The sequence below is a fragment of the Burkholderia sp. AU44665 genome (assembly GCF_030504405.1).
GTDB lineage: Bacteria > Pseudomonadota > Gammaproteobacteria > Burkholderiales > Burkholderiaceae > Burkholderia > Burkholderia semiarida.
This window is the reverse complement of sequence record NZ_JAUJRI010000001.1, coordinates 232,078-256,859: the sequence shown is the minus strand read 5'-3', so window position 1 is coordinate 256,859 and position 24,782 is coordinate 232,078. Positions and strand designations below refer to the sequence as shown.

Below are 24,782 nucleotides of genomic sequence, written 5' to 3'. Positions count from 1 at the left end.
CGGCTGCAACCGGCGAACGCGCCGCGCTCAGGCGGCGCCGAGCCGGCGCGCGTAGTCGCCCGCGTCGAGCGGGCGGCTGAACAGGTAGCCCTGCTGCATGTCGCAGCCGATCTGCTGCAGGAACCACGACTGCGCCTGCGTCTCGACGCCCTCGGCCGTGACCTTCATCCCGAGCGAATGCGCCATCGCGACAACCGCCTGCGTGATCGCGACCGAGTCGTGATGATCGGGCACGCCCGACACGAACGAGCGGTCGACCTTCAGGTTGTGCAGCGGAAAGCGCTTCAGGTACGCGAGCGACGAATAGCCGGTGCCGAAATCGTCGACCGAAATCCGCACGTTCATGTCCGTGAGCGCTTCGAGCATCGGCAGCACGGTGTCCGTGTCGTTCATCAGCACGCCTTCGGTGATCTCCAGTTCCAGCGCGGACGGGTCAAGCCGCGTTTGCGCGAGACAGCGGCCGACCGATTCGACGAGCCCCTCGTGGAACTGCCGCGGCGACAGGTTGACGGCCAGCATCAGGTCCGGCGCGATCGTGCGACGCCACTCGGCGGCCTGCCGGCACGCGGTTTCGAGCACCCACTGGCCGATCGCGACGATCAGCCCCGTATCTTCCGCGACCGGAATGAATTCCGCCGGCGACATCGGCCCGAGCTCGGGGCTCGTCCAGCGCAGCAGCGCCTCGGCGCCGACCGTGCGGCCGCTGCGCGCATCGACGACGGGCTGATACGCGAGCCTCAGCGTGTCCGACGCCAGCGCGCGCCGCAGCGACTGCTCGATCGCGAAGCGGCGCTGCAGCCGCAGGTTGAGCTGCGCGGTGAAGAACGTGAAGTGGTTGCGGCCGCGCTGCTTCGCGTCGTACATCGCCGAATCGGCGTTGCGCATCAGCGTCACCGCATCGTCGCCGTCGCGCGGCGCGACGCTGATGCCGATCGATACGCCGAGCCAGTATTCGTTGTTCGCGATCGCGAACGGCTTCGCGATCGCGTCGATCACCTCGCGCGCGAGCACCGCGAGACGGTCGGGATCGTCGCAGTCGTCGACGAGGATCACGAACTCGTCGCCGCCGACGCGCGTGAGCGCGTAGCGGTCGTCCGCGCAGGCCGCGAGCCGCGACGCGACGCTGCGCAGCAGCGCGTCGCCCGCGTCGTGGCCGGCCGTGTCGTTGACCTTCTTGAAGCCGACCAGATCGATGAACAGGATCGCAACGCGCGCGGGCCCGCCCGCCGCGTCGGGCACGCCGAACAGCTCGCGCATGCGGTCGCCGAGCCAGCGGCGGTTGTAGAGGCCCGTCAGCGCGTCGCGGGTCGCCATGTAGCGCAACTGCTGCTGCGCTTCGCGCACGGGGCCGATGTCGTTGAACGATACGAGCACCGAATCGGCCTGCGTGTCGCCCGGCCTGACGATCGGCACCGCGTTGCCGCGCACCCAGATGATGTCGCCGTCCGCGAGACCGAAGCCGACCGTATAGTCGAGCATCGGCGTGGCCGTCTCGAGCGCGCGCCGGCTCGGCCAGTCGTGCGGCTCGATCGGCGTGCCGTCCTCGCGCAGCTTGCGCAGGATCACCGTCGACAGCCGGCGGCCGACGAGCTCGCCCTTCACGCGCATCATCCGGTTCGCGCTCGGATTGCTCGCGATCACGACGCCATCGCGCGAGACGACGAGGATGCCCTCGCTCAGGCTGTTGACGACGAGCCGGTGATGTTCCTCGCTGCGCGCGAGCTGGCGCGCGATCCGGTCCTGATGCACCGCGAGGCCGACGCTGTTGCCGATATCGCGCAACAGCGCGGTTTCCTCGTCGCTGGGCCGGCACGGCCGCGGGTGATAGACGGCGAACGCGCCGAGCACGGCGCCCGCATCGTCGAGGAACGGCACCGACCAGCACGCGCGCAAGCCCAGCGGCAACGCGATCGCGCGGTAGTCGGCCCATAGCGGATCGGTTTCGATGTCCTCGACGGTGACCATCCGGCGCTCGTACATCGCGGTGCCGCACGAGCCGGCCGCGGGCCCGATCGTCGCGCCGTCGATCGCCGCGCTGTACTGCGCGGGCAACGACGGCGCCGCGCCCACGCGCACGTGCATGCCGTCCGTATCGAGCAGCAGGATCGTGCACGACGCGCCGTCGCCGAGCAAAGCCTCGGCACGCCGGCAAACCTCGATCAACAGTTCCGGCAGCGGCGTGTTGCGTGTGATCAGCCTCAGCACGCTCTGCTCGGATGCGAGCACTTCCGCGGCGAGCCCGAGGCTGTAGCGAGAACTTTGCGGTTCGGTATTCAAAGTGAATCCTGCCGTCTGTCCGACCGGGTCTGATGCGCCCGATTCGTTTTCGATATTTCGTGCCCTGTTCCGCCTCGGGTTTACGCCGATGCCCGGTGCGCCCCGTTTGCGCGCCGAGCGAGGGCGCGCCGAAATCTATTTAACACCAATCCGTGACGATCGGCATACCTGCTTCCATCAGGGGATACGCTCGGTTGCCGCGCCGCCCCCGCCAGCGGCGAACGGTTCGCCGCCAGGTTGCTGCACCGCACGAAGGCCGCGCGCGCGTTCTCCGAAAACGATCCGTCAGAATGTGTCCGCGCCCCGCTCCGTTCCCGGTCGCTCGTCCGCGCCAGGATGCGTGCGCGTCACCGCGCTCAGCGCGTCGATCGCCGCGGCGACCGACACGCTCGCCGGCGCCGCATACAACGCACCGACCGTCTCCGGCATCGTCGACAACTTCAGCGGCAGCCGGCCGACGCGCTCGCCGGCCCGCGCGGCGAGGTCGAACGCGCGGGCCGACTGCACGAACAGGCACGGCGACTGGTCGGCGACCGCCCGGTTGGTCTGCCACGACACCGACTCCATCAGCACGGCCGGCGGCGCCAGGCCGGCCTTCGCGAACTCGGCATCGAGCGCCGTGCGCGCGGGAGAACCGAACGGCGGCGCGATCCACGGAAACGCGGCGGCGTCGCGCCAGCCGATCCGCGCACGCCCGAGCAACGGATGGCGCGGCCCGCACACGACGATCATGTCGTCGCGGTACAACGGCGCGACGGCGAGCCCCGCGCTCAACGCCGACGCGTCGAGCCGGCACACGAGCAGGTCGAGCTCGTGGCGCCGCGCCTGCACGAGCATCCGGTCGAGCGTGTCTTCCCGCACGTTGAGCTGTACGGGGCGGCCGGCTTCCCGCAGCCACGCGAGCGCGCCCGGAATCAGTTGCGGCGCCATGTTCGGCAGCAGGCCGATCGACACCGGTCGGCCGGCGCCGGTCCGCAACGCGTCGAACGCGGGTGCGACGCCGCGCATGTCGGTCAGCACGCGGCCGATGCATTCGAGCAGCGCATCGCCGTATGCCGTCGGCGCGACCCGCCGCGACGTGCGCTCGAACAGCGGCAGCCCGAGCGAGTCCTCGAGCTCGCGCAGCCATTTCGACAGCGCCGGCTGCGTGATCGACGCGGCCTCGGACGTGCGCGCGAAGCTGCGTGTGCGGCCGAGCGTATCGAGCGTTTCCATGTCGCGCACACGCAGCCGCCGCAGCGCCTGCGCGATGCGCTGCTCGTGGGCCGGCGCGCCGGGCGGCGCGAGCGGGTCCGGTCGCGTGCGGCCGGCCGGGCCGCGGGGGTCGAGGATCACGGGCGTCTCCGTCATTCATGTTCGTCAGGTTATCGATCGACCCTGATCTTTCATCGATCGATACGCGATCCTGCCGCATAGTCGTCGGCATGAAAACCCCCGGCACGAGCCGTGCATGACCAGGAGACAGCCGACGTGAAAGACGATCAGGACGCCCCCGCCACCGAGCCCACCGCGCGGCGTCGGTTCCTCAAGCTGGCCGGTGCGGCCGTCGCGTCGGCCGGCATCGGCGCCGATGCGCTGGCCGCGAACCCGCCGCCGCCGGCCCCGGCCGCCGGTACCGCGACCGCCTCAGCCGTCGATCCCGGCTTGCGCGGCGCCGCAACGGCGCCCGCCACCCCGCCTGCCGGCTACAACATCCTGTTCATCCTGACCGACCAGGAACGCCACTTCGATCGCTGGCCGTTCCCGGTGCCCGGCCGCGAAGCGCTGCGCCGCGACGGCATCACGTTCATGCATCACCAGATCGCCGCATGCGTGTGCTCGCCGTCGCGCTCGACGGTCTATACGGGGCAGCACATCCAGCACACCGGCGTGCTCGACAACGCGGGCCTGCCCTGGCAACAGGACATGTCGCCGGACATACGCACCGTCGGCCACATGCTGCGCGATGCCGGCTACTACGCCGCGTATCTCGGCAAGTGGCACTTGAGCGCGTCGATGCACGAGACCGCGAGCCCGTACACGGCGCCCGTGGCCGACTACAACCGCACGATCCGCGCGTACGGCTTCGACGACTACTTCGGCGTGGGCGACCTGATCGGCATGGTGCGCGGCGGCTACCAGTACGACGGGCTCACGGCCGAGGCCGCGGTGAGCTGGATGCGCAACCATGCGCCGCGCCTCGCGAAGGAAGACAGGCCGTGGTTCCTCGCGGTGAATCTCGTGAACCCGCACGACGCGATGTTCGTGAACACCGACACGAACGGCTCGACGGTGCAGGATGCGAACCATCCGATGCTCGGCAACGCGCCGCCGCCGAACGACGCGCTGTACCGCACGTCATGGCGCGACGTACCGCTCGCGGCGTCGCGGCGGCAGCCGTACGACGAGCCGGGGCGGCCGCCCGCGCACGGCATGTTCAACGCCGCGCATGCGAACCTCGTCGGGCGCTACCCGTTCACCGACGAACGCGTGCGCCTCTATCAGGACAACTACTTCAACTGCATCCGCGATTGCGACACGCACGTCGTGCGCCTGCTGCAGACGCTGCGGTCGCTCGGGCTCGACGAACGCACAATCGTCGTGATGACGGCCGACCACGGCGACCACGTCGGCGCGCACCAGCTCGTCGGCAAGGGCGCGGCCGCGTACCAGCCGCAGAATCACGTGCCGCTCGTGATCCGGCATCCCGCGTATCCGGGCGGCATGCAGTGCGATGCGCTGACGTCGCACATCGACATCGCGCCGACCTTGCTCGGACTCACCGGTCTCGACGCCGCGCGGCTCGCGACGATCCGCGGCAGCGCGTTGAAGGGGCACGACCTCACGCGCTGGCTGGCGAAACCGGCGGACGCGACACGGCACGCGGCGCGCGATGCGACGCTGTTCAACTACGCGATGCTGCTGTACTACGACAGCGAATGGATGCTGAAGGAACTCGGCACGCTGCGGCAGAAAGGCGTGCCGGAGGATGAACGGCTGCGCCGCGCGCTCGCGCAGCAGCCGGACTTCCGGTTGCGCGGCACGATCCGCAGCGTGTTCGACGGCCGCTACCGCTTCACGCGCTATTTCTCGCCGCTCGAATTCAACCGGCCGACGACGATGGAGGATCTGTTCGCGCGCAACGACGTCGAGTTGTTCGACATCGCGAGCGATCCGGGCGAGATGCGCAATCTCGCGATGGACAGGAAGCAGCACGGCGAATTGCTGCTCGCGATGAACGGCCGCCTGAACGACCTGATCGCCAGCGAAGTCGGCGACGACAGCCCGGACGTGATGCCGATTCGCGACGGGAAGGTGCAGGTGCAGATCCGCAAGCGGCACTGACCGCCTGAACGCACCGGGCCCAGTCGAGGTTCGGCGCGCGCGTCAGCCGGTCCCGTCCGTCCGGCCGCCGCGCGCCGTCGCCGCGCGCGCCGGCTCCGGCGCGACCGGCGCGCGAGCCACGCACCGCGGCCTCCCGGGTCGGGTTTTCGTATCCGTGATTCAATGTCGATCGAACCGGCGCCACGCCATCCGGCGGCACGGCGATGTGACCCCTCATCGAACGACCTTCACTCGATCACCATGACGAACCCTGCCGAAATCAAGGCGCTCGTTTTCGATGTCTTCGGAACGATCGTCGACTGGAGAAGCGGCGTCGCGCGCGGCGCCGCCGCATTCCTTGAGCGTCACGCGCCGACGCTCGACCCGCTCGCGTTCGCCGACGCGTGGCGCGCCGAATATTCGCCGTCGATGGAAGAAATCCGCAGCGGACGCCGCCGCTACGTGCGGCTCGACGTGCTGCATCGCGAGAACCTCGTGCGCACGCTCGACCGTTTCGGGATCGTCGACGTGCCCAATGCCGACATCGACGCGCTCAATCTCGCATGGCACCGGCTCGATCCGTGGCCCGACTCCGTCGCCGGGCTGCACCGGCTGAAGCAGCGCTACATCATCGCGCCGCTGTCGAACGGCAACATCCGGCTGATGGTCGACGTCGCGAAACACGGCGGGCTGCCGTGGGACGCGATTCTCGGCGCCGAGGTCGCCCGCGCGTACAAGCCGTCGCCGGCCGTCTATACCGAAGCGGTCGAGATTCTCGGCCTCGCGCCGGCCGAGCTGTGCCTCGTGGCCGCGCACAACGGCGATCTGGCCGCCGCGCGCCGGCTCGGGCTGTCGACCGCGTTCGTGCTGCGGCCGACCGAGCACGGGCCCGGCCAGACGACCGACCTGCAGGCCGACGACGCGTGGGATTTCGACGTCAGGGATCTGAACGAACTCGCCGATCGGCTGGGCTGCCCCGGTTGACTACCGGCGGCGCGGCCGCCCCCCCCCCGCGCCGCGACCGCGAGGCGACGGGGCGCCGTTACTTCACGACCGCCCGCCATGCGGCCCGCGCATAGAGCAGCAGCAACGGCAGCAGCGCCAGCGCGAACAGCATGCCCAGCGCGAGCACCCACACCGGCCATTGCTGCGGATTCCCGTGCACCCAGTAACGGTACGGCACGCTCAGGAATGCGATTTCCATCAGCAGCGCGCCGAGCGGCACGAGCCCGTTCACCACCGCCGCCATGCCGAAGCGGGCCGCGCTGTCGATTTTCTTCCCGGCCCCGTACGCCGCGATCAGATAGACGAAATACCCGATGATCGCGACCATCACCGCGCCGCCGGCCAGCAGGCCGATACTGCGCACGCTGCGCTCGTGCAGTTGACGCGCCCCTTGCGGCAACACGACATCGACCTTCTCGCCGATTTCGGGCACGGCGCCCGAGCGGATGTTGCCGGGCAGCACGATGCGCTCGCCATTCGGCATCACGGCTTCCAGGATCGACGTGTACTTGATGCACCGGTACGAAGAGGTTCGCCCCGAGCTTTCGCGGCGCTCGCAGGTGTCCCACTCCGACTGGTAGGACACGACGGTCGCTTCGTACGTCGGCGACACCGCAAGCGCGTAAATCTCGTCGCCGATCCAGTACGCGAACGGGAACAACAGCGACACCAGGCAAAAACACACGAGCCACCAGAACGCGACCGCGCCGCCGGAGCCGCGCTTGCCGCCCGTCTGGCGGCGCACCATGCGCGACGCGAGCCAGTAAGCGGCCACGCCGAATACGACCACGCACACCACGAAAACCTTGCCCGCATGCGTCAAAGCCATCTGCCTTCCCCCCGATAGCCGGTCGAATCGCCGCCGGCTGTTTCGTCATCCACGTCGGTCATGTCGATCGCGCCGCCGTCGCGACGCGCGTGCAACCTGCTATTCCGGCTCGCCGACGAACCTCAGCGCCCCCGACTCCCCCGCCAGCAACGCACGGTTCGCATCCGCCGCCGCGCGCAGGTAATCCCACAGCGCGGTCACGCGCCGCAGCTTGCGCAGATCCTCGCGGCACGTCAGCCAGAAACATCGCGTGACGACCACGTCGTTCGGCAGCACGGGCACCAGCGCCGGCTGCGTGGCCGCGATGAAGCACGGCAGGATCGCGAGGCCGCCGCCCTGCAGCGCCGCGAAAACCTGCGCGATCACGCTCGTCGTGCGCAACCCGGCCGTCGCGCCGGGCACCGCGCGATCGAGGTACAGCAGCTCGTTGCTGAACGCGAGATCGTCGACGTAGCTGATGAACGCGTGCCGCGCGAGATCGTCCGTGCAGGCAATCGGCGCGTGGTTCGCCAGATAGTCGCGCGTCGCATAGAGCCGCAACTGGTAGTCGCACAGCTTCGTGACCACGTAAGGCCCGCGCTCGGGCCGCTCGAGCGTGATCGCGAGATCGGCCTCGCGCTTGGGCAGGTTGACGAAATGCGGCACCGGCAGCAGATCGACCGTCACGTGCGGATGCGCGGCGCGGAACCGCGCGAGTTGCGGCGCGAGGAAAAAACAGCCGAACCCCTCGGTCGACCCGATCCGCACGTGGCCCGACAGCGCCTCGCCGGTGTTCGCGACCTGATCGCACGCGGATTGCACGGTCGTCTCCATCGCGTCCGCATACGCGACGAGCCGCTGTCCTTCGGCCGTCAGCGTGAAGCCGCCGGAGCGCGACTTGTCGAACAGCAGCGTGCCCATCGCGGCCTCGAGCGCGCGAATGCGCCGCGCGACGGTCGTGTAGTCGACGCCGAGACGCTTCGCCGCGCCGCTCGCGCGCTGCGTGCGCGCGACTTCGAGGAAAAAGCGCAGGTCGTCCCAGTTCAGGTTGCCGGAAACCGGCTCGGTGGCATGTCGCATCGGCGAGGGGAAAAAGGCGGGCGTCTCCGGGCCGGCCGTCGATATGCATAAATGCACATCCAACCGGTTTCTTTGTCGGTACATCATGAATCCGCGCATAACTATACTCGACCGTGACCTGCGGACCATGAGCCGCGGGCAATAAAACCGGAGACACCATGCAGACCCGATCCACCCTCGATGAGCATGCGACCATCGCGACGCCGGCGCCCGAGCGCACCGCGAAGCACCACCTGCTGGCCGGCTGGGCCAGCATGGCGGGCACCACGATCGAGTGGTACGACTTCTTCCTGTACGGCACGGCCGCCGCGCTCGTGTTCAACCGCATCTTCTTCCCGTCGCTGGACCCGGTCGTCGGCACGCTCGCCGCGTTCGGCACGTTCGCGGTCGGCTTCATCGGGCGACCGATGGGCGGCATCGTGTTCGGCCACTTCGGCGACCGCATCGGCCGCAAGTCGATGCTGATGATCACGCTGCTGCTGATGGGCGTGCCGAGCATGATCATCGGGCTGATCCCGTCGTACGACAGCATCGGCTACTGGGCCGCCGCGCTGCTGATCGCGATGCGCTTCCTGCAGGGGATGGCCGTGGGCGGCGAATGGGGCGGCGCGGTGCTGATGGCCGTCGAGCACGCGCCCCAAGGCCGCAAGGGGCTGTTCGGCAGCCTGCCGCAGACGGGCGTCGGGCTCGGCCTGATCCTGTCGTCGGTGGCGATGGCCGCGGTGGCCGCGTTGCCGGAAGCCGACATGCTGTCGTGGGGCTGGCGCGTGCCGTTCCTCGCGAGCATCGCGCTCGTCGGCCTCGGCTGGTTCATCCGCGCGAAGGTGCCCGAGTCGCCCGACTTCGAGAAGATGCAGCGCCAGGGCAAGGCCGAGAAATCGCCGGTGACGGCCGCGCTGCGCCGCCATCCGCGCGAAGTGCTGACGATCGTCGGCGCGCGCGCCGCCGAGAACACGTGGTTCTACATGGTCGTCACGTTCGCGCTCGCTTACGCGACGCAGCAGCTGCATCTGCCGAAGGCCGAGATGCTGCACGCGATCACGGCAGGCGCCGCGCTGTCGCTCGTGACGATGCCGCTGTGCGGGCATCTGAGCGACCGCATCGGCCAGCGCCGGATGTTCGCGATCGGCCTCGTGCTGATGTGCGCGTTCGCCGCGCCGTTCTTCATGATGCTCGGCACGCAGCAGACGTCGACCGCGTGGTGGGCGATCGTGCTCGGCCTCGGCGTCGTGTTCCCGATTCTCTATGCGCCGGAATCGCTGCTGTTCGCGCAGCAGTTTCCCGCGGAAATCCGCTACAGCGGCATCTCGCTGTCGGTGCAGCTCGCCGGCGTGATCGGCGGCGGCTTCGCGCCGATGATCGCGACGTCGCTGCTCAAGGCCGGCGGCGGCCAGCCGCACTACGTGATCGCGTATCTCGTCGGCTTCGGCGTGTTCGCGCTTGCTTGTACCGCGCTGATGCGTCCGGCGCGGACGTAAGCCGACCGGCTCGCAGCGCCCGCATTCATTCGATTTCAGTTCGACCTGCCGCCCGCCGTGCCTGCGCGCGCGGCGGACGCAGCCCCTTTTTCATCGTCACACCGTTTCCCCGGAGCATGCCATGAACGCCGCAGTCCCCCAGACCACCCTCGCCCTGCCCACCGCCAAGCTGCTGATCGACGGCGCGTTCGTCGATTCGCAAAGCGCCGAATGGGGCGACATCGTCAACCCCGCGACGCAGGAAGTGATCGGCCGCGTGCCGTACGCGACGCTCGACGAGGTCGATGCCGCGATCGCGTCCGCGCAGCGCGCGTTCCAGACCTGGAAGACGACGCCGATCGGCGCGCGGCTGCGCATCATGCTGAAGTTCCAGGATCTCGTGCGCCGCAATCTCGAACGGATCGCGCACACGCTGACGGCCGAACAAGGCAAGACGCTGCCCGACGCGCAGGGCGACATCTTCCGCGGCCTCGAAGTGGTCGAGCACGCGTGCTCGATCGGCACGCTGCAGCAAGGCGAATTCGCGGAGAACGTCGCGGGCGGCGTCGATACCTACACGCTGCGCCAGCCGATCGGCGTGTGCGCGGGCATCACGCCGTTCAACTTCCCCGGCATGATCCCGCTGTGGATGTTCCCGATGGCGATCGTGTGCGGCAACACGTTCGTGCTGAAGCCGTCCGAGCAGGACCCACTGTCGACGATGCAGCTCGTCGAACTCGCGATCGAGGCCGGCGTGCCGCAAGGCGTGCTGAACGTCGTGCACGGCGGCAAGACGGTGGTCGACCGCCTGTGCACGCACCCGGACATCAAGGCGATCTCGTTCGTCGGCTCGACGCGCGTCGGCACGCATGTATACAACCTCGGCAGCCAGCACGGCAAGCGCGTGCAGTCGATGATGGGCGCGAAGAATCACGCGGTCGTGCTGCCCGACGCGCATCGCGAGCAGTCGATCAACGCGCTCGTCGGCGCGGGCTTCGGCGCGGCCGGCCAGCGCTGCATGGCGACGTCGGTCGTCGTGCTCGTCGGCCAGGCGCGCGACTGGCTGCCCGATCTCGTCGAAAAGGCGAAGGCGTTGAAGGTCAACGCGGGCGCCGAAGCCGGCACCGACGTCGGTCCGGTTGTGTCGAAGGCGGCGAAGGCACGCATCCTGTCGCTGATCGACGCCGGCGTGAACGAAGGCGCGACGCTGCTGCTCGACGGCCGCGACGTGAAGGTGCCCGGCTACGAGCACGGCAATTTCGTCGGCCCGACGATCTTCTCGGGCGTGACGACCGACATGTCGATCTACAAGGAGGAAATCTTCGGGCCGGTGGTGGTCGTGATGGAAGCAGACACGCTCGACGAGGCGATCGCGCTCGTCAACCGCAACCCGATGGGCAACGGCGTGGGCCTGTTCACGCAGAGCGGCGCGGCCGCGCGCAAGTTCCAGAGCGAAATCGACGTCGGCCAGGTCGGCATCAACATCCCGATTCCGGTGCCGGTGCCCTACTTCAGCTTCACCGGCTCGCGCGGCTCGAAGCTCGGCGATCTCGGCCCGTACGGCAAGCAGGTCGTGCAGTTCTATACGCAGACCAAGACGGTCACCGCGCGCTGGTTCGACGACGACGCGACGGCCGGCGGCGTGAACACGACGATCGCGCTGCGCTGACCCGACGGAGCCCGGACATGGAAATCGCCTTCATCGGACTCGGCAACATGGGCGGCCCGATGGCCGCCAACCTGCTCAAGGCCGGCCACGCGCTGACGGTGTTCGACCTCGATGCGAACGCGGTCGGCGCCGCGGTGCGCGCGGGCGCGACGGCGGCGGCGTCGCCGCGTGACGCCGCCGCGCGCGGCGCGTTGATCATCACGATGCTGCCGGCCGCGCAGCACGTGCGCGCCGTCTACCTCGGCGACGACGGCGTACTGGCCGGCGCCCGCGCCGGCGCGACGCTGGTCGACTGCAGCACGATCGACCCCGGCACCGTGCGCGCGGTGGCCGACGCCGCCGCGCGGCGCGACCTCCCGCTCGCCGACGCGCCCGTGTCGGGCGGCACCGGCGGCGCGCAGGCCGGCACGCTGACCTTCATGGTCGGCGCGGACGGCCCGCTGTTCGAGCGCATCCGCCCGGTGCTGCTCGACATGGGCAGGAACGTCGTGCACTGCGGCGGCACCGGCACCGGACAGATCGCGAAGATCTGCAACAACCTGCTGCTCGGCATCTCGATGATGGGCGTGGCGGAAGCGATGGCGCTCGGCGCCGCGCTCGGCATCGATCCGGCCGTGCTGGCCGACATCATCAACATGTCGACCGGCCGCTGCTGGAGTTCGGACACTTACAACCCGTACCCCGGCGTGAGCGACGCGGCGCCGGCCGCGCGCGGCTATGCGGGCGGCTTCGCGGCGAACCTGATGCTGAAGGATCTCGGGCTCGCGACGGAAGCCGCACGCGGCGCGCATCAGCCGGTGTGGATGGGCGCGCTCGCGCAGCAGCTCTATCAGTCGATGAGCCAGCAGGGGCTCGGCACGCTCGACTTCTCCGCGTGCGTGAAGCTGTACGAGGCGCAGCCGGCCTGACCCGCCCGGCCGACGCCGGACGTGCGCCGGCCCGCGACGTGCCGGTACGGCATCGCGGGTCGGTTTGCCATGCGGGGGAAGGAAAACGCGGGCGGCGCAGTCATGCCGCCGGCCGGTCAACCGCGCGGGTTAGACGCCGTCTCGAAGGTCGGATGGCACTCGAACGCGAGTTCGGAGCGCGCGTCGACGCGGCGGCCGCCGGTCAGCGATTCCTGCTTCACGCTCGCGCGCATCCCGCGCTGCGAGCAGTAGTTGGTGGCTTCGCTGACGGCCTTCGCGTGGGCGTCGGCCCATGTCGTCGACACGCCGAGCGTGCGCGTCGTCACGGTGAATACGTTCGGGTTCGACGTCGTGGTCACGTCGGAAGCGGTCGAACACGCGGCGAGCAAGCACGCAGTAGCCGCAATGGTCAACCATCGCACGGTTCGAAAAGAGACTGGAATGGACATGGAGGGCAAGCGCACGCCGTTCGGCGCGCATTGAGCAACATAGGCGACAGTATGCCTGCTCGATCGCCGGAGATCATGCCCCTTTCGGTGAACACATTGTTTCGAATGGTTAAACGATGGTCGAACCCGGCAAGAATTACAGCCGTCGCCGGCCATCGTTTTCGTGCGGCAGGTCATTTCGCCCGGCGCGCTGGCCACGCGGGATGCGGCGGGCCGCCCGCGGGCATGGGGTTCGGCTGCGCACTGGCGCTTGCCTATGCCACACGGTTAGCGACCGCACGCGCCACGCCCTTTTTACAACCGCGCCACTCACGCGGTTCGCGCCCGCGCCTTGCGCCGCCATCCCGGCCAGTGCGCGCCCGCCTGCGTCCGTCGCGCCCGGTCTTCCCGCAGGCACGTCGATTGCGTCATCCTCGCGCCCGCCTCCGGCGGACAGTCAACTTCCTTCCAACCGGCGCTGCGCCCCGCGCGATCGTTCACGCGGCGGTCCGGCATCGCAATACAGGTTTCCTGAACGAGAGGACGACATGAAATCAATACGAACGATAGTGGCCCTGTGCTCGGTCATTTCCATGCTCACGGCATGCGGCGGCGGCGACGACGCCGGGACCGTACTCGGCATCTCGAAGCCGCAGGCGCGCTTCATCAACGCGGTGCCGGCCGGCCCGAACCTCGACTACTACCTGAATGCGAAGGTCGACCAGGCGGGCGTCGCCTACAAGGGCGTGACGCGCTATCACGACATCGATTCGGGCAATCAGACCGCGAGCTATGACGTATCGGGCACGACGACGACCATCGCGTCCCAGTCGTTCAGCGCGGCGAACGGTCACCATTACACGACGATCGCGCTGCCGAGTACGACGTCGCTGATCTCCGTCATCGACGATCCGTACGACAAGGGGCTGCTGTCCGACAAGGCGCGCGTGCGCAGCTTCAACGCGTCGCCGAATGCGCAGAACGTCGACGTGTACGTCGTGGCGCCGGGCACCGACATCACGACGGTCAGCCCGACGATGGCGGGCGCCGCCTACCAGAATGCCGTGCCGGCAACGACGCAGGATTCGGTCTACCTGAACGGCGGCACCTACCAGGTGGTCGTGACGACGGCCGGCAGCAAGTCGCCGATCCTCAAGACCGCGCCGGTCAACATCGGCAACAACGCCGACTGGCTGCTTCTGACGATTCCGTCCGGCGGCATCGGCGACGTGACGCCGAACGACATCCACGTGCTGGTCGCGCAGGGCAACGACGCCGATACGTCCGCGCAGGAGCTGGGGCCGCAGTAACGCGGCAAGGGTCCGAAAACGGTCGCGGCGGCCGGTGCGATTGCATCGGCCGCCGCGTGTCGTATACCGGGATCAAACGTCGCGGGATCAAACGCCGACATCAGTGCCGGCTATCAGTCGTCCACCCGCTCGAGGCAGATCACGTGCTCGGCACGCGTGCCGTCGCCGTGCGCGATATCCACGTCGCCGACATGGCGCACGCGCCAGCCCGGCCGCGTCGCGATCTGCGGCAGGTTGCCGGACGGACGGCTCTCGATCCCGCCCAGCCCTTCGTCGGGCGTAGCGACCGCTTCGTCGAGCGACGCGTTCGAATAGATCACGTTGTCCTGCAGTTCGGACGCGCCGGTGCGCGCCTCCATGCCCTTGCCGTCGACGTCGACCGTGTTGTCGGTCATCGCCATGTTCGCGTTGTCGAGCGTGACGATCCGGCCGGCGGCCCGGCGCACCGGATCGCCGCTGTCGACCGCATGCGCATCGACGTCGATCTCCGGCAGGCCGGTCGGCATCTTGCCGGCGACCGCCTCCGGCGTCAGCGGACGCCGCGCGACCTGCTCGGCCTGGGTCGCCGCGTCGGGCATGTCGCCGGCGGCCGGCGTCTTCACCGGGCTCTTCTCGATCTGTTCCCGCTGCTTTTCGGGGGTAGGGTTCGATTCCGCGTTCTGCATCGCACCTCCTTGGCCGGCCGACGCACGCCGGCGTCACGCCGTCGCCGCCAGGCCGGAAATCGCTACAACGGTCCTTGCAAATCTTTCATGCGCACCACTGCGCGCGCGCCGTCCGTCTGGCGCACCTGCCGCCGGGCACTGCGGCGGCCGGGAAGTGGGCGACACGCTCGCGCGCCGCCCGCCTGCCGCCTGAACGCGGGTCAACCGCCGCCGCTCGCGCCGGCCGGCGCCGAAGCCGCGCCCGGCAGGCTCGCGCCGGTATCGCCGCTGCCGGCCGCCCCGCTGCTGGGCATGCCCGACGGCGCGGTTGAAGGCGCGGTGGAAGGCGCGGCCGACATGCCGCTCGATGCGCCCGAGTCGGCGTTGTCGCTCTTCTTCTGGCAGCCGGCGCCTGCCGCGAGGCCCGCGATCAGGATGCCGGCGAAGACGGCTCGCGATACGTGACGAAATGAATATCGCTGCATGACACCTCCGCTGATGTCGATGTGAAGGGAACCCGTTGACCCGCAATTTGCGTGCCGCGCGCCGGGCGGCGCGGCCGGGCGCGTTCCATTTGTTTTTCGAATGCCGCCCAGCCGAATATTTAATTTCCCATCGCCGCACCTGCCGCCCATACTCGCGAACAAATCCGAGACATAACGTCCACGGCGGCCGGGCCCGCGCCGCGTGCATACGCGGCCGGTTTCGCGCCCCGCACATGGAAGGAGACAACGGCGTGCAACTGGAAGCCATCCACCGCGCGAGCATCGGGCTCGGCGCGGACGACGCATCGCATCGACACGATACGGCCGCGCGCGAGCCCGCGCCGAGCCCGCGGCTGCACAACCCCGATCTCGCGCCGACCCGGGCCGAAGGCCGGACGTGGGGCCGCTACAGCATCTTCGCGCTCTGGACCAACGACGTGCACAACATCGCGAACTACTCGTTCGCGATCGGGCTGTTCGCGCTCGGCCTGTCGGGCTGGCAGATGCTCGCGTCGCTCGCGATCGGCGCGGTGCTCGTGTACTGCTTCATGAATCTCACCGGCTACATGGGCCAGAAAACCGGCGTGCCGTTCCCGGTGATCAGCCGGATGAGCTTCGGCATCTACGGGGCGATGCTGCCCGCGATGATTCGCGCGGTGATCGCGATCGCATGGTTCGGCATCCAGACCTATCTCGCGTCGGTCGTGCTGCGCGTGCTGCTTACCGCCATCTGGCCGGGCCTTGCCGCGTTCGACCGGAATGCGGTCTTCGGGCTGTCGACGCTCGGCTGGATCACGTTCGTCGCGATCTGGCTCGTGCAGATCGGCATCCTCACGTACGGGATGGAGATGGTCCGCAAGTACGAGGGGCTCGCCGGCCCGGTGATCCTCGTCACGACGCTGTCGCTCGCCGCGTGGATGTTCAGCCGCACCGGCGGCCACCTCGCGATGTCGATCGGCAAGCCGATGACCGGCCTGAAGATGTGGACGGAAATCTTCGCGGGCGGCGCGCTGTGGCTCGCGATCTACGGCACGCTGGTGCTCAATTTCTGCGATTTCACCCGTTCGTCGCCGAGCGCGAAGACGGTGCGCGTCGGCAACTTCTGGGGCCTGCCGGTCAACATCCTCGTGTTCGCGACGATCAGCTTCGTGCTTGCCGGCGCACAGTTCAAGCTGAACGGCCACGTCATCCACAGCCCGACGGAAATCATCGCGACGGTGCCGAACAAGCTGTTCCTCGTGCTCGGCTGCCTCGCGTTCCTGATCGTGACGGTGGCCGTGAACATCATGGCGAACTTCGTCGCGCCGGCCTTCGTGCTGACGAGCCTCGCGCCGCACCGCCTGTCGTTTCGCCGCGCGGGCCTCATCAGCGCGACGATCGCCGTGCTGATCCTGCCGTGGAACCTGTACAACAGCCCGATCGTGATCGTCTATTTCCTGTCCGGCCTCGGTGCGCTGCTCGGCCCGCTGTACGGGATCATCACGGTCGACTACTGGCTCGTGCGCAAGCAGCGCGTGAACGTGCCCGATCTCTATTCCGAAGCGCCGACCGGCGCCTACTTCTACACGCGCGGCGTTAACCGCAACGCGCTCGCGGCGCTCGTGCCGTCCGCGCTGATCTCGATCACGCTCGCCGTCGTACCGGCCTTCAGCGCGATGACGCCGTTCTCGTGGCTGCTCGGCGCGGCGATCGCGGGCAGCGTGTACTGGCTGCTGGCCGATCGCAAGCGGCACTACGAAGCGCGCTCGGGCGAACACATCGCGGTTGCCTGCGCGCGACACTGATACACACGCATACGGAGTCACGGATGAGGATCCTGGTAGTCAACGTCAACACGACCGAGTCGATCACCGACGCGATCGCCGCGCAGGCGCAGGCCGCCGCGTCGCCCGGCACGGAGATCGTCGGGCTCACGCCGCGCTTCGGCGCGGAGTCGGTCGAAGGCAACTTCGAGAGCTACCTCGCGGCGATCGCCGTGATGGATCGCGTGATGAGCTACGACGAACCGTACGATGCGGTGATCCAGGCCGGCTACGGCGAACACGGCCGCGAAGGGCTGCAGGAATTGCTGACGGCGCCCGTCGTCGACATCACCGAAGCGGCCGCGAGCGTCGCGATGCTGCTCGGCCATCGCTACTCGGTCGTCACGACGCTCGACCGCACGGTGCCGCTGATCGAGGATCGCTTGAAGCTCGCCGGGCTCGATGCGCGTTGCGCGTCGGTGCGTGCAAGCGGTCTCGCGGTGCTGGAACTCGAGGAGAACCCGGCGCGCGCGATCGAGTCGATCGTCGACGAGGCGCAGCGCGCGGTGCGGGACGATCATGCGGAAGTGATCTGCCTCGGCTGCGGCGGGATGGCCGGCCTCGACCGGCAGATCGAGGAATGCACGGGCGTGCCGGTCGTCGACGGCGTATCGGCCGCGGTCGCGCTCGCCGAGTCGCTGGTGCGCCTGAAGCTGAAGACGTCGAAGGTCCGCACCTACGCGCCGCCGCGCCCGAAGCGGATCGTCGGCTGGCCGGGCACCTTCGCGAAATGACGGGCCGCCGGCCGGCCGCCGCGTCGCGCGGCCGCCTCGCCTCGCCGGGACGCGTATCGACATGCGCGATCCGCTAGATCCGGCCGCACCGCCCCGCGACGCGTCCGACGACTCGGGCGCGCTCGACGTGCTCGATGCGCGGCTGATGCGCATCCTGCTCGTGCTGCTGACCGAGCGTACCGTATCGCGTGCGGCCGTGCGCCTGAACATGTCGCAGCCGGCGACGAGCGCCGCGCTCAAGCGCCTACGCACGCTGCTCGGCGATCCGCTGCTCGTGCGCAGCCGCTACGGGATGGTGCCGACGGAGTTCGGCGCGCGACTGATCGAGCCGTTGCGCAACGCGCTGCGCGTGATCGATTTCATCCGCATCCAGCAGCCGACGTTCGACGCGCGCACGTCGGTGCGCACCTACCGGATCGGCTGCCCCGACTACCTGAACGTGCTGTTCGTGCCGAAACTCGTCGCGCTGTTTCGCGAGCGTGCGCCGAACGCGCAACTGGTGTTTCATCCGCTCGGCGACGGGTTCGACGACGAGCGCGCGCTGGCCGACGGCGAGCTCGACGTCGTGATCGACAACCGGCCCGCGCGCCGGTCGCGCTTCCGTCAGGACGACCTGTTCGACGACCGCGTCGTGTGCCTGATGCGCGCGACGCATCCGCTCGCGCGGCGCGGCGCGATGACGGCTGCCGGGTTCGCGGCGGCGCCGCAGCTGTGCCCGACGCCGTCGTGGCTCGAAGCGTCCGGCGCGATCGACCGGCAGCTCGAACGCGTGGGCCTGCAACGGCGCATCGTCGTCACGCTCCCGCACTTCGAGCTCGCCGCGCATGCGCTCGTGCGCGCCGACCTGATCCTCACCACCACGTACCGGCTCGCGCGGCACTACGCGAAGCTGCTGCCGCTCGCCGCGGTCGCGCTGCCGGCGGAACCGCCGGACATCGTGTACCGGATGACGTGGAACGAATCGGGATCGTGTGTGGAAGGCGTGCGGTGGCTGCGCGGGCTGATCGCGGAAGCGACGCGCGCATGGCTCGACGCCGACGCGATGCTGCCGGCCGTCGCCGCGATCGCCGCTTTGGGTATCGATGCGGATACCGTGAAAACCGCACCGAACGTCGCCGATTCCTCGGAGCCCACCCGTCGCCCGCGCCGCACACCGGCCGCGCATGGTCACGCGTCCCACCCGGCGCGCGTCGCGCAAGCGGCACGCATCCATCGCCTCGCGACGAAACCGCACTGACCGGCGCAGGCGTCACGCGGCGTTCCCCTTCCGCCGCCCGCGCCTGCAACGATTCGCTGCTCAACGCGTGCACGCGCGGATGGTCCGTGCGATTCCCTATTCGGACTCAAGTCAGACTAGTCCTATTTACGCGCCCGGTACCGAATCGTCAGAATGCGTTCTCGAAACATCGCCGCGACCGTACCGCATTGCTGATTCACCCGGCCGCTATCCTGTCGAGAACCCCACCATGAAGAAAACGCTCGTTATCCTGGCCATTCCCGCCGCACTGCTCGCGAGCACCGGCGCCTTCGCCGATACGCAAGATTGCGCGACACGCATTCGTGCATTGCAGACGCAGATCGACAACGCGACGCGATTCGGCAACACGCACCAGGCGATGCGCCAGCAGGCCGCGCTCGAACAGATCAAGGCCAATTGCACGGACGCCGGCCAGCTCGCGCGCGCCGAGCGCAAGGTCGCCGACAAGCAGCGCGATCTGCAGCACGCGCAGGACGAGGTGCGCGACGCACAGGCACGAGCCCATGCAGCCGAAGCGCTCGGCGATGCGAAGAAGTCGAACAACGCGCAACGCAAGCTCGCCGACAAGCAGGCCAAGCTGCGCGATGCCATGCGCAAGCTGCACGACGCGCAAGTCGATCGCGACGCACTGAAAGGCTGACGGGATGCGTCAAACGACGCACCGGCTCACGGGCGCCGCGTGAGTGCGAGCCGCACCGGCAGCGAGACGATCGACCCGAGCGTCGACAGCAGAACGATGCGCTGCGCATGCAAGCGTCCGCGTCACGCGGGTTCGCGCATCGGTTGCGTAAGCAACTTGTACGCAACGACGGCCGCAACCAGCGCCAGTACGCCGCTTACCTTCAGCGCATCGGCGAATCCGCTCGCGAACGCGGCCGGCGCCGCCTGTGCGAGCGCACCGGCAGCCGACGGCGGCACGCGGCCCAGCGCCTGCGCGAGGTCGCCGGCCAGCAGGCTCGACATGAACGGCGCGTCGACGAATGCGCGCAGGCCGGGCGTCGCGGACAGCAGCCCGTCGAGCCGCGCATGCGTACTCGCCGCCAGCACCGCGCCGAGCACGCCCACGGCCGTGACGATCGCCGAGAAGCGGGTCGTCGTGCTGATGCCCGACGCCATGCCCGTGCGATTCGGCGGCACGCACGCCATGATCGCCTTCTGCGTGTCGCCGTTCATGATGCCGGCGCCGCACCCCGTCGCGAACATGCCGAGCGCGACGAGCCGGTAGTCGCCGCCGGTCGTCAGCGCCGCGGTCGCGAGGTTGCCCGCGCCGATCAGCGCGAGCCCGCCAGCCAGCACGCCGCCGGACGACACGCGCGCGGCGAGCGCCGCGCCGAGCGACGGGCCGGCGATCATCGCGAACGCGAACGGCAGCATCCCGAGCCCCGCATCGATCGCCGACATCCCGAATGCGTTTTGCAGGTACAGCGGCAGAAACGTCATCATCACCTGCGCGCACGCCGCGTAACCGAACATCGCGAGCACGGCGCCGACGAAGCCCGGCTGGCGAAACAGCGCGAGATCGATCATCGGCCGCGCCTGCCAGCGCTCCGCGCCGACGAACGCCGCCAGCAGCGCCGCCGCGAGCGCGAGCCGGCCCAGCGTCGCGATGGACAGCCAGCCGTGCGACGGCGCGCCGATCAGCGCCGCGATCGCGCAGGCGAGCGCCGCGCCGAACAGCAGGCTGCCGGCCACGTCCACGCGCTTCGCATGGGGATCGTTCGATTCGTCGATCGCGACGCGCGCGCCGGCCGCCAGCAGCAGGCAGACGGGCAAGTTCAGCAGGAACACCCAGCGCCATCCGATCCATTGCGTGATCGCGCCGCCGACGAGCGGCGCGATGGCCGTCGCGATCCCCATGCACATGCCCCAGATCGCCCACGCGCGTGCGCGCTCGCGCCCGTCCGGGAAACGGTTCGCGATCACCGCGAGCGCCGCGGTCAGCAGCAGCGCGGCGCCGCCGCCCTTCACCGCACGCGCGGCGATCAGCCAACCTGCCGAGGGCGCGACGCCGCAGCCCAGCGACGCGATGAAGAAGAGCGCGAGCCCCGCGAAGAGCATCCGCTTGCGCCCGAAGCGGTCGGCGAGCCCGCCGGCCGGCAGCAGGCAGGCGGCGAACGCGGTCATGTACGCGCTGACGACCCACTCGATATCGGCGAAGCTCGCGTGAAAGCCGCGCGCGATGCTCGGCAGCGAGACGGCCACCACGTTCGTATCGAGCACGATCAGCGAACAGGTCGCGGACGCGACGGCGAGCGTCGCGGCGGCAGGCAGACGGGCGCCGGCGGGCGGGGCGGCGGCCGCGCTTGCGCGCGACGCCGGTGAAGACTGAGACATCGGCCACTCCGGAACAGGATGAACGAGCCGTATGCTAGGCTCGCCCGGTATTGCCTGTCATTGATACTTCCACGCTGTTTCATTGACGAAAACTGCAACCATGAGCCAGCTCGAATTCCGTCATCTGCGCGCGTTCCTGAGCGTCGCGCAACACCTGCATTTCGCACGCGCGGCCGAGGCGCTCGACATGGCGCCGCCCGCGCTCACGCGGCAGATCCAGGAAGCCGAGCGCGCGCTCGGCGTGCGGCTCTTTCACCGGTCGCGCCGCGCGGTCACGCTGAGCGCGGCCGGCGAGGCGTATCTCGCGGAAGCGAGGGCCGCGGCCGAGCACCTGCAGCGAGGCCGCGAACTCGCCGCGCTGGCCGAACGCGGCGAACTCGGCCGGATCGAGATCGGCTACGTGTCGTCGGCCGTCTATTCGGGCACGCTGCAGCGCACCGTCGGCGCGTTCCGCGCCGCGCACCCGCGCATCGAACTCAACCTGCGCGAGGTGCCGATGGACGACGTCGCGAACCAGCTCGACACGGGCCGGCTCGACCTCGCGTACGTGCGCCCGCCGCTGGCGCTGCCCGGCGGCCTGCGGATCGTCACGCTGCAGCGCGACGTGTTCGTCGCGGCCGTGCCGGCCGATTCGCGTTATGCGGCGATGGCGACCGTGCGCGCGGCGGACCTCGCCGACGCGCGCTTCGCGGTGCCCGAACAGGCGCTCGGCACGCTCGAAGTCGCGCGCCGCGGCCGCTTCGAGCCGGTCGTCGCCGCGCGGCCGGGCGGCCTGCTCGCGGTACTCGCGTGCGTGTCGGTGAACGGCTGGGTCGCGGTGATCCCCGATGCACTTGCCGGTTGCGTGTCGCTGCCGGGCGTCGTGTACCGGCCGATCGCCGGCAAGCCGATCATGTCGGCGCTCGCGCTCGCGCACCGGCGGTTCGAAAAAGCGCCGGCCGTGCGGGCATTCCTGCGGACGATTCGGCCGGCCGCGTAAGACGTGCGGGCTCGGGCGCCGGGTCGAGCGCCGCCGCACCGGCCAAACCGGCCGCCCTCCGCACGAATATGCATTTCACGATTCGATGTTTGTCGGCCGGAAACCGATTCCGTAACCTGCCCGGCAGCCGCGCCGTCCGCGCGCGGATCACCGAGGACACGCCGCCGATGACCCACTCTTTCGCCACAGCGCGCCGCCGCGCGCTGCAGCGCCTTGCCGCCCTCGCCACCGCGCCGCTCGCGGGCGGCCTCGCACTGCCGGCCCGCGCGGCCGGCGCCGACCTGTCGGGCGTCACGCTCGTCCTCGGCGACCAGGCCGGCGGCCTGCGCGCGCTGGCCGAAGCGGCGCGCGTGCTCGACGGCACGCCGTACCGGTTCCGCTGGGCCAACTTCCAGGGCGCCGCGCCGCTGTTCGAAGCGCAGCGCGCGGGCGCGATCGATCTCGCGCCGGCCGGTGACCTGCCCGTCCTGACGGCCGCGCTCGGCGATCCGTCGCTGCGGATCGTCGCGACGCGCGTCGGCTCGCCGACGTCGCTCGGCATCGTCGTGCAGCCGGACTCGCCGGTTCGCACCGTGGCCGACCTGAAAGGGCAAACCGTCGTCGTATCGTCGGCGCGCGGCAGCATCTCGCAATACCAGTTGTACGGCGCGCTGCGCGAACATGGGCTCGCGCCGCGCGACGTCGAGGTGCGTTTCGTCCTGCCGGTCGACGCGTTCGCCGCGTTCGAGGCGAAGCGAATCGGCATCTGGGCCACGTTCGATCCGTACTACGGGCATGCGGTGCGACGCGGCGCGCGCATCGTCCGCGACGGCAGCGGCATCAACTCGGGGCTCGCGTTCCTCACGTCGCCAGTCGAAACGCTCGACGATCGCGGCAAGCGCGCGGCGCTCGCGGACGTGCTCGCGCGGCTCGCCCGGGCGGGGCAATGGGCGCTCGCGCACCCGGCCGACTACGCGAGCGTCTATGCGTCGCTCACGCGCCTGCCGCCCGACGCCGCCACCGATATCGCGCGCCGGGCCGCGCTCGCGCAGCGCAGCCTCAGCGGCGCCGACATCGACGTGCTGCAGCGCGTCGCCGATCGCGCGGCGGCGGACGCGATCCTGCCGCGCCGCGTCGACGTCGCGTCGATCGCCATCCGGAACGTGTCGGCCTGAGTGGCGCCGCGCGGGGCGCGACGCGCAGTCAGCGCGGGCGCGCCATATCGAGGTCGGGCACGTCGTCGCCGAACGTCGACGCGACGACCGTGCGCATCGCGGCGATCAGCAACGTCGGCCCCGACTGGTTGAACGTGCAGCGCTCGCCCGCGGCCGGCACGGCCCGATGCAACACGGCGCGCCACGCGCCCCGCCCGCCATCGCGCTCGAACGCGGCGAACGGCCGCCGCTCGACGATCGGGCCGCCGTCCGCCCAGGACGACGACGGCGCGAACGGCGCCGGCACGCCGCCCGCCGTGCGAACCGACGTGCATCCGTACGCGTCGGCACGTGGCGTATCATGGCCTTCCGCGATCGCGACCCAGTAATCCAGCGCCGCGCCTGTCAGATCCTGGACTTGCATGCCCCTCTCCGTTACCGTCGTGACAGCAACATGCTAACGGTTGCGCGCGTATGCAGACCGGTCGGAACGCCAACGCCCCTCGGCACGAGCAGCATCGCGGAAATCCCCCCGAGCAAACCCGCACATATGGGCCGCGGCATGGGCGATCGCGATCACCGCACTGGGCATCGCGGCGGGCGGCATGGAACCGCTCCGCTTGTTTCTGCGGAATGCCGGCGCGCTGCGCGCGCTGATCATCGAGCATGGCGTGCCGTTCTGGTTTGCGTCGCCCACACCATTCGCGGCGTTTCGGCTCGCCGGCCTGTCGCCCGCCGCCGCGTTCGCCGGCCAGGCCGCCGTCGCGGCGATCGCGCTCGCGGCGGCGTGCCAGGTCTGGCGCCGCAGCCGGGACACGCGGTTGCGCGGCGCGGTACTGGTCGTCGCGACGCTCGCCGCCAATCCGTATGTCTGGCACTACGAACTGTCGTGGCTGTGCATCCCGATCGCCTGCATGATCGCCATCGGCTCGCAGCATGGCTGGCGGCGCGGCGAGCAATGCGCCGTCGCCGCGATGTGGGCGCTGCCGCTGTACGAGTTTCTGAATCCGTCGATGATGCTGCCGCAGATCGGGCCCGCCATCACGTCGATCGCGCTGCTCGTGCTGCTGCAGCGCGCTCGGTCCCTCCCGCGATCCCCCGCGCGGCGATAAGCATAGTTCAAATCGTTGCTTGTCCGGCCTCCGGGCGTCATCGAGAATGACCCGAC

General features: G+C 69.7%; 21 protein-coding genes and 1 pseudogene. 13 read left to right on the top strand and 9 right to left on the bottom strand.

Annotated elements, in window-relative coordinates; translation table 11 throughout:
• Nucleotides 1-27: 27 nt before the first annotated feature.
• Both QZM15_RS01160 and QZM15_RS01155 read right to left on the bottom strand, forming a co-directional pair.
• On the bottom strand, nt 28-2,277 hold the full coding sequence (locus QZM15_RS01160; protein WP_302105606.1) for a bifunctional diguanylate cyclase/phosphodiesterase: 2,250 nt from the start codon (nt 2,275-2,277) through the stop codon (nt 28-30).
• Nucleotides 2,278-2,562: 285 nt separating this feature from the next.
• Nucleotides 2,563-3,627, bottom strand: a complete 1,065-nt coding sequence (locus QZM15_RS01155; RefSeq protein ID WP_302105605.1) for a LysR substrate-binding domain-containing protein — start codon at nt 3,625-3,627, stop codon at nt 2,563-2,565.
• Between the two features lie 120 nt (nt 3,628-3,747).
• Between QZM15_RS01155 and QZM15_RS01150 the strand changes: the two genes are divergently transcribed.
• Both QZM15_RS01150 and QZM15_RS01145 read left to right on the top strand, forming a co-directional pair.
• A complete protein-coding gene (locus tag QZM15_RS01150; RefSeq protein ID WP_302105604.1) occupies nt 3,748-5,601 on the top strand; it encodes a sulfatase-like hydrolase/transferase in 1,854 nt (617 codons plus the stop codon).
• A 240-nt stretch (nt 5,602-5,841) separates the two neighbouring features.
• A complete protein-coding gene (locus QZM15_RS01145; protein ID WP_302105603.1) occupies nt 5,842-6,564 on the top strand; it encodes a haloacid dehalogenase type II in 723 nt (240 codons plus the stop codon).
• Between the two features lie 58 nt (nt 6,565-6,622).
• Here the strand turns inward: QZM15_RS01145 and QZM15_RS01140 are convergent, their stop codons facing one another.
• Together QZM15_RS01140 and QZM15_RS01135 are read right to left on the bottom strand one after the other, a co-directional pair.
• Nucleotides 6,623-7,414 carry a uracil permease gene (locus tag QZM15_RS01140; RefSeq protein ID WP_089465525.1) on the bottom strand — a complete coding sequence of 264 codons (792 nt, stop codon included), beginning with the start codon at nt 7,412-7,414 and terminating at the stop codon, nt 6,623-6,625.
• A 99-nt stretch (nt 7,415-7,513) separates the two neighbouring features.
• Nucleotides 7,514-8,473 (bottom strand): LysR family transcriptional regulator, encoded by a 960-nt coding sequence (locus QZM15_RS01135; protein WP_302105602.1) that lies wholly within the window; start codon nt 8,471-8,473, stop codon nt 7,514-7,516.
• A gap of 158 nt (nt 8,474-8,631) precedes the next feature.
• Between QZM15_RS01135 and QZM15_RS01130 the strand changes: the two genes are divergently transcribed.
• The 3 genes from QZM15_RS01130 (at nt 8,632) to mmsB (ending at nt 12,507) form a co-directional block, all read left to right on the top strand.
• Nucleotides 8,632-9,951 carry an MFS transporter gene (locus tag QZM15_RS01130; protein WP_059582515.1) on the top strand — a complete coding sequence of 440 codons (1,320 nt, stop codon included), beginning with the start codon at nt 8,632-8,634 and terminating at the stop codon, nt 9,949-9,951.
• 121 nt (nt 9,952-10,072) lie between these two features.
• On the top strand, nt 10,073-11,599 hold the full coding sequence (locus QZM15_RS01125; protein WP_059639251.1) for a CoA-acylating methylmalonate-semialdehyde dehydrogenase: 1,527 nt from the start codon (nt 10,073-10,075) through the stop codon (nt 11,597-11,599).
• A 17-nt stretch (nt 11,600-11,616) separates the two neighbouring features.
• Entirely contained in the window at nt 11,617-12,507 is an 891-nt protein-coding gene (gene mmsB / locus QZM15_RS01120) for a 3-hydroxyisobutyrate dehydrogenase (protein WP_302105601.1), read from the top strand.
• 116 nt (nt 12,508-12,623) lie between these two features.
• Here mmsB and QZM15_RS01115 read toward each other — a convergent pair whose 3' ends face one another.
• Nucleotides 12,624-12,956: a hypothetical protein gene (locus QZM15_RS01115; protein WP_060311159.1), complete on the bottom strand. Its 333-nt coding sequence runs from the start codon at nt 12,954-12,956 to the stop codon at nt 12,624-12,626.
• Nucleotides 12,957-13,483: 527 nt separating this feature from the next.
• On the opposite strand from QZM15_RS01115, the gene QZM15_RS01110 reads away from it, so the two are divergent.
• Nucleotides 13,484-14,245, top strand: coding sequence for a DUF4397 domain-containing protein (locus QZM15_RS01110; protein WP_059582525.1), 762 nt, complete (start codon nt 13,484-13,486; stop codon nt 14,243-14,245).
• A 113-nt stretch (nt 14,246-14,358) separates the two neighbouring features.
• On the opposite strand, the gene QZM15_RS01105 is transcribed toward QZM15_RS01110, so the two are convergent.
• Nucleotides 14,359-14,910 (bottom strand): DUF3005 domain-containing protein, encoded by a 552-nt coding sequence (locus QZM15_RS01105; protein WP_059582527.1) that lies wholly within the window; start codon nt 14,908-14,910, stop codon nt 14,359-14,361.
• Nucleotides 14,911-15,110: 200 nt separating this feature from the next.
• On the bottom strand, nt 15,111-15,374 hold the full coding sequence (locus QZM15_RS01100) for a hypothetical protein (protein ID WP_302105600.1): 264 nt from the start codon (nt 15,372-15,374) through the stop codon (nt 15,111-15,113).
• Nucleotides 15,375-15,607: 233 nt separating this feature from the next.
• Between QZM15_RS01100 and QZM15_RS01095 the strand changes: the two genes are divergently transcribed.
• The 4 genes from QZM15_RS01095 (at nt 15,608) to QZM15_RS01080 (ending at nt 19,808) form a co-directional block, all read left to right on the top strand.
• Entirely contained in the window at nt 15,608-17,158 is a 1,551-nt protein-coding gene (locus QZM15_RS01095) for an NCS1 family nucleobase:cation symporter-1 (RefSeq protein ID WP_302105599.1), read from the top strand.
• A 23-nt stretch (nt 17,159-17,181) separates the two neighbouring features.
• Nucleotides 17,182-17,910 carry an aspartate/glutamate racemase family protein gene (locus tag QZM15_RS01090; protein ID WP_059582532.1) on the top strand — a complete coding sequence of 243 codons (729 nt, stop codon included), beginning with the start codon at nt 17,182-17,184 and terminating at the stop codon, nt 17,908-17,910.
• A 61-nt stretch (nt 17,911-17,971) separates the two neighbouring features.
• A complete protein-coding gene (locus QZM15_RS01085; RefSeq protein WP_302105598.1) occupies nt 17,972-19,147 on the top strand; it encodes a LysR family transcriptional regulator in 1,176 nt (391 codons plus the stop codon).
• Nucleotides 19,148-19,376: 229 nt separating this feature from the next.
• Entirely contained in the window at nt 19,377-19,808 is a 432-nt protein-coding gene (locus QZM15_RS01080; protein WP_124859301.1) for a DUF1090 family protein, read from the top strand.
• A gap of 122 nt (nt 19,809-19,930) precedes the next feature.
• On the opposite strand, the gene QZM15_RS01075 is transcribed toward QZM15_RS01080, so the two are convergent.
• Nucleotides 19,931-21,502: an MFS transporter gene (locus QZM15_RS01075; protein ID WP_302105597.1), complete on the bottom strand. Its 1,572-nt coding sequence runs from the start codon at nt 21,500-21,502 to the stop codon at nt 19,931-19,933.
• Nucleotides 21,503-21,602: 100 nt separating this feature from the next.
• On the opposite strand from QZM15_RS01075, the gene QZM15_RS01070 reads away from it, so the two are divergent.
• Both QZM15_RS01070 and QZM15_RS01065 read left to right on the top strand, forming a co-directional pair.
• Nucleotides 21,603-22,481, top strand: coding sequence for a LysR family transcriptional regulator (locus QZM15_RS01070; protein WP_302105596.1), 879 nt, complete (start codon nt 21,603-21,605; stop codon nt 22,479-22,481).
• A 167-nt stretch (nt 22,482-22,648) separates the two neighbouring features.
• Nucleotides 22,649-23,635 carry an ABC transporter substrate-binding protein gene (locus QZM15_RS01065; RefSeq protein ID WP_302105595.1) on the top strand — a complete coding sequence of 329 codons (987 nt, stop codon included), beginning with the start codon at nt 22,649-22,651 and terminating at the stop codon, nt 23,633-23,635.
• A 28-nt stretch (nt 23,636-23,663) separates the two neighbouring features.
• Here the strand turns inward: QZM15_RS01065 and QZM15_RS01060 are convergent, their stop codons facing one another.
• Nucleotides 23,664-24,038, bottom strand: a complete 375-nt coding sequence (locus QZM15_RS01060; protein WP_302105594.1) for a phage protein NinX family protein — start codon at nt 24,036-24,038, stop codon at nt 23,664-23,666.
• 127 nt (nt 24,039-24,165) lie between these two features.
• Between QZM15_RS01060 and QZM15_RS01055 the strand changes: the two are divergent.
• Nucleotides 24,166-24,726, top strand: a pseudogene (locus QZM15_RS01055) (hypothetical protein); the annotation flags it as partial.
• Between the last annotated feature and the right edge of the window lie 56 nt (nt 24,727-24,782).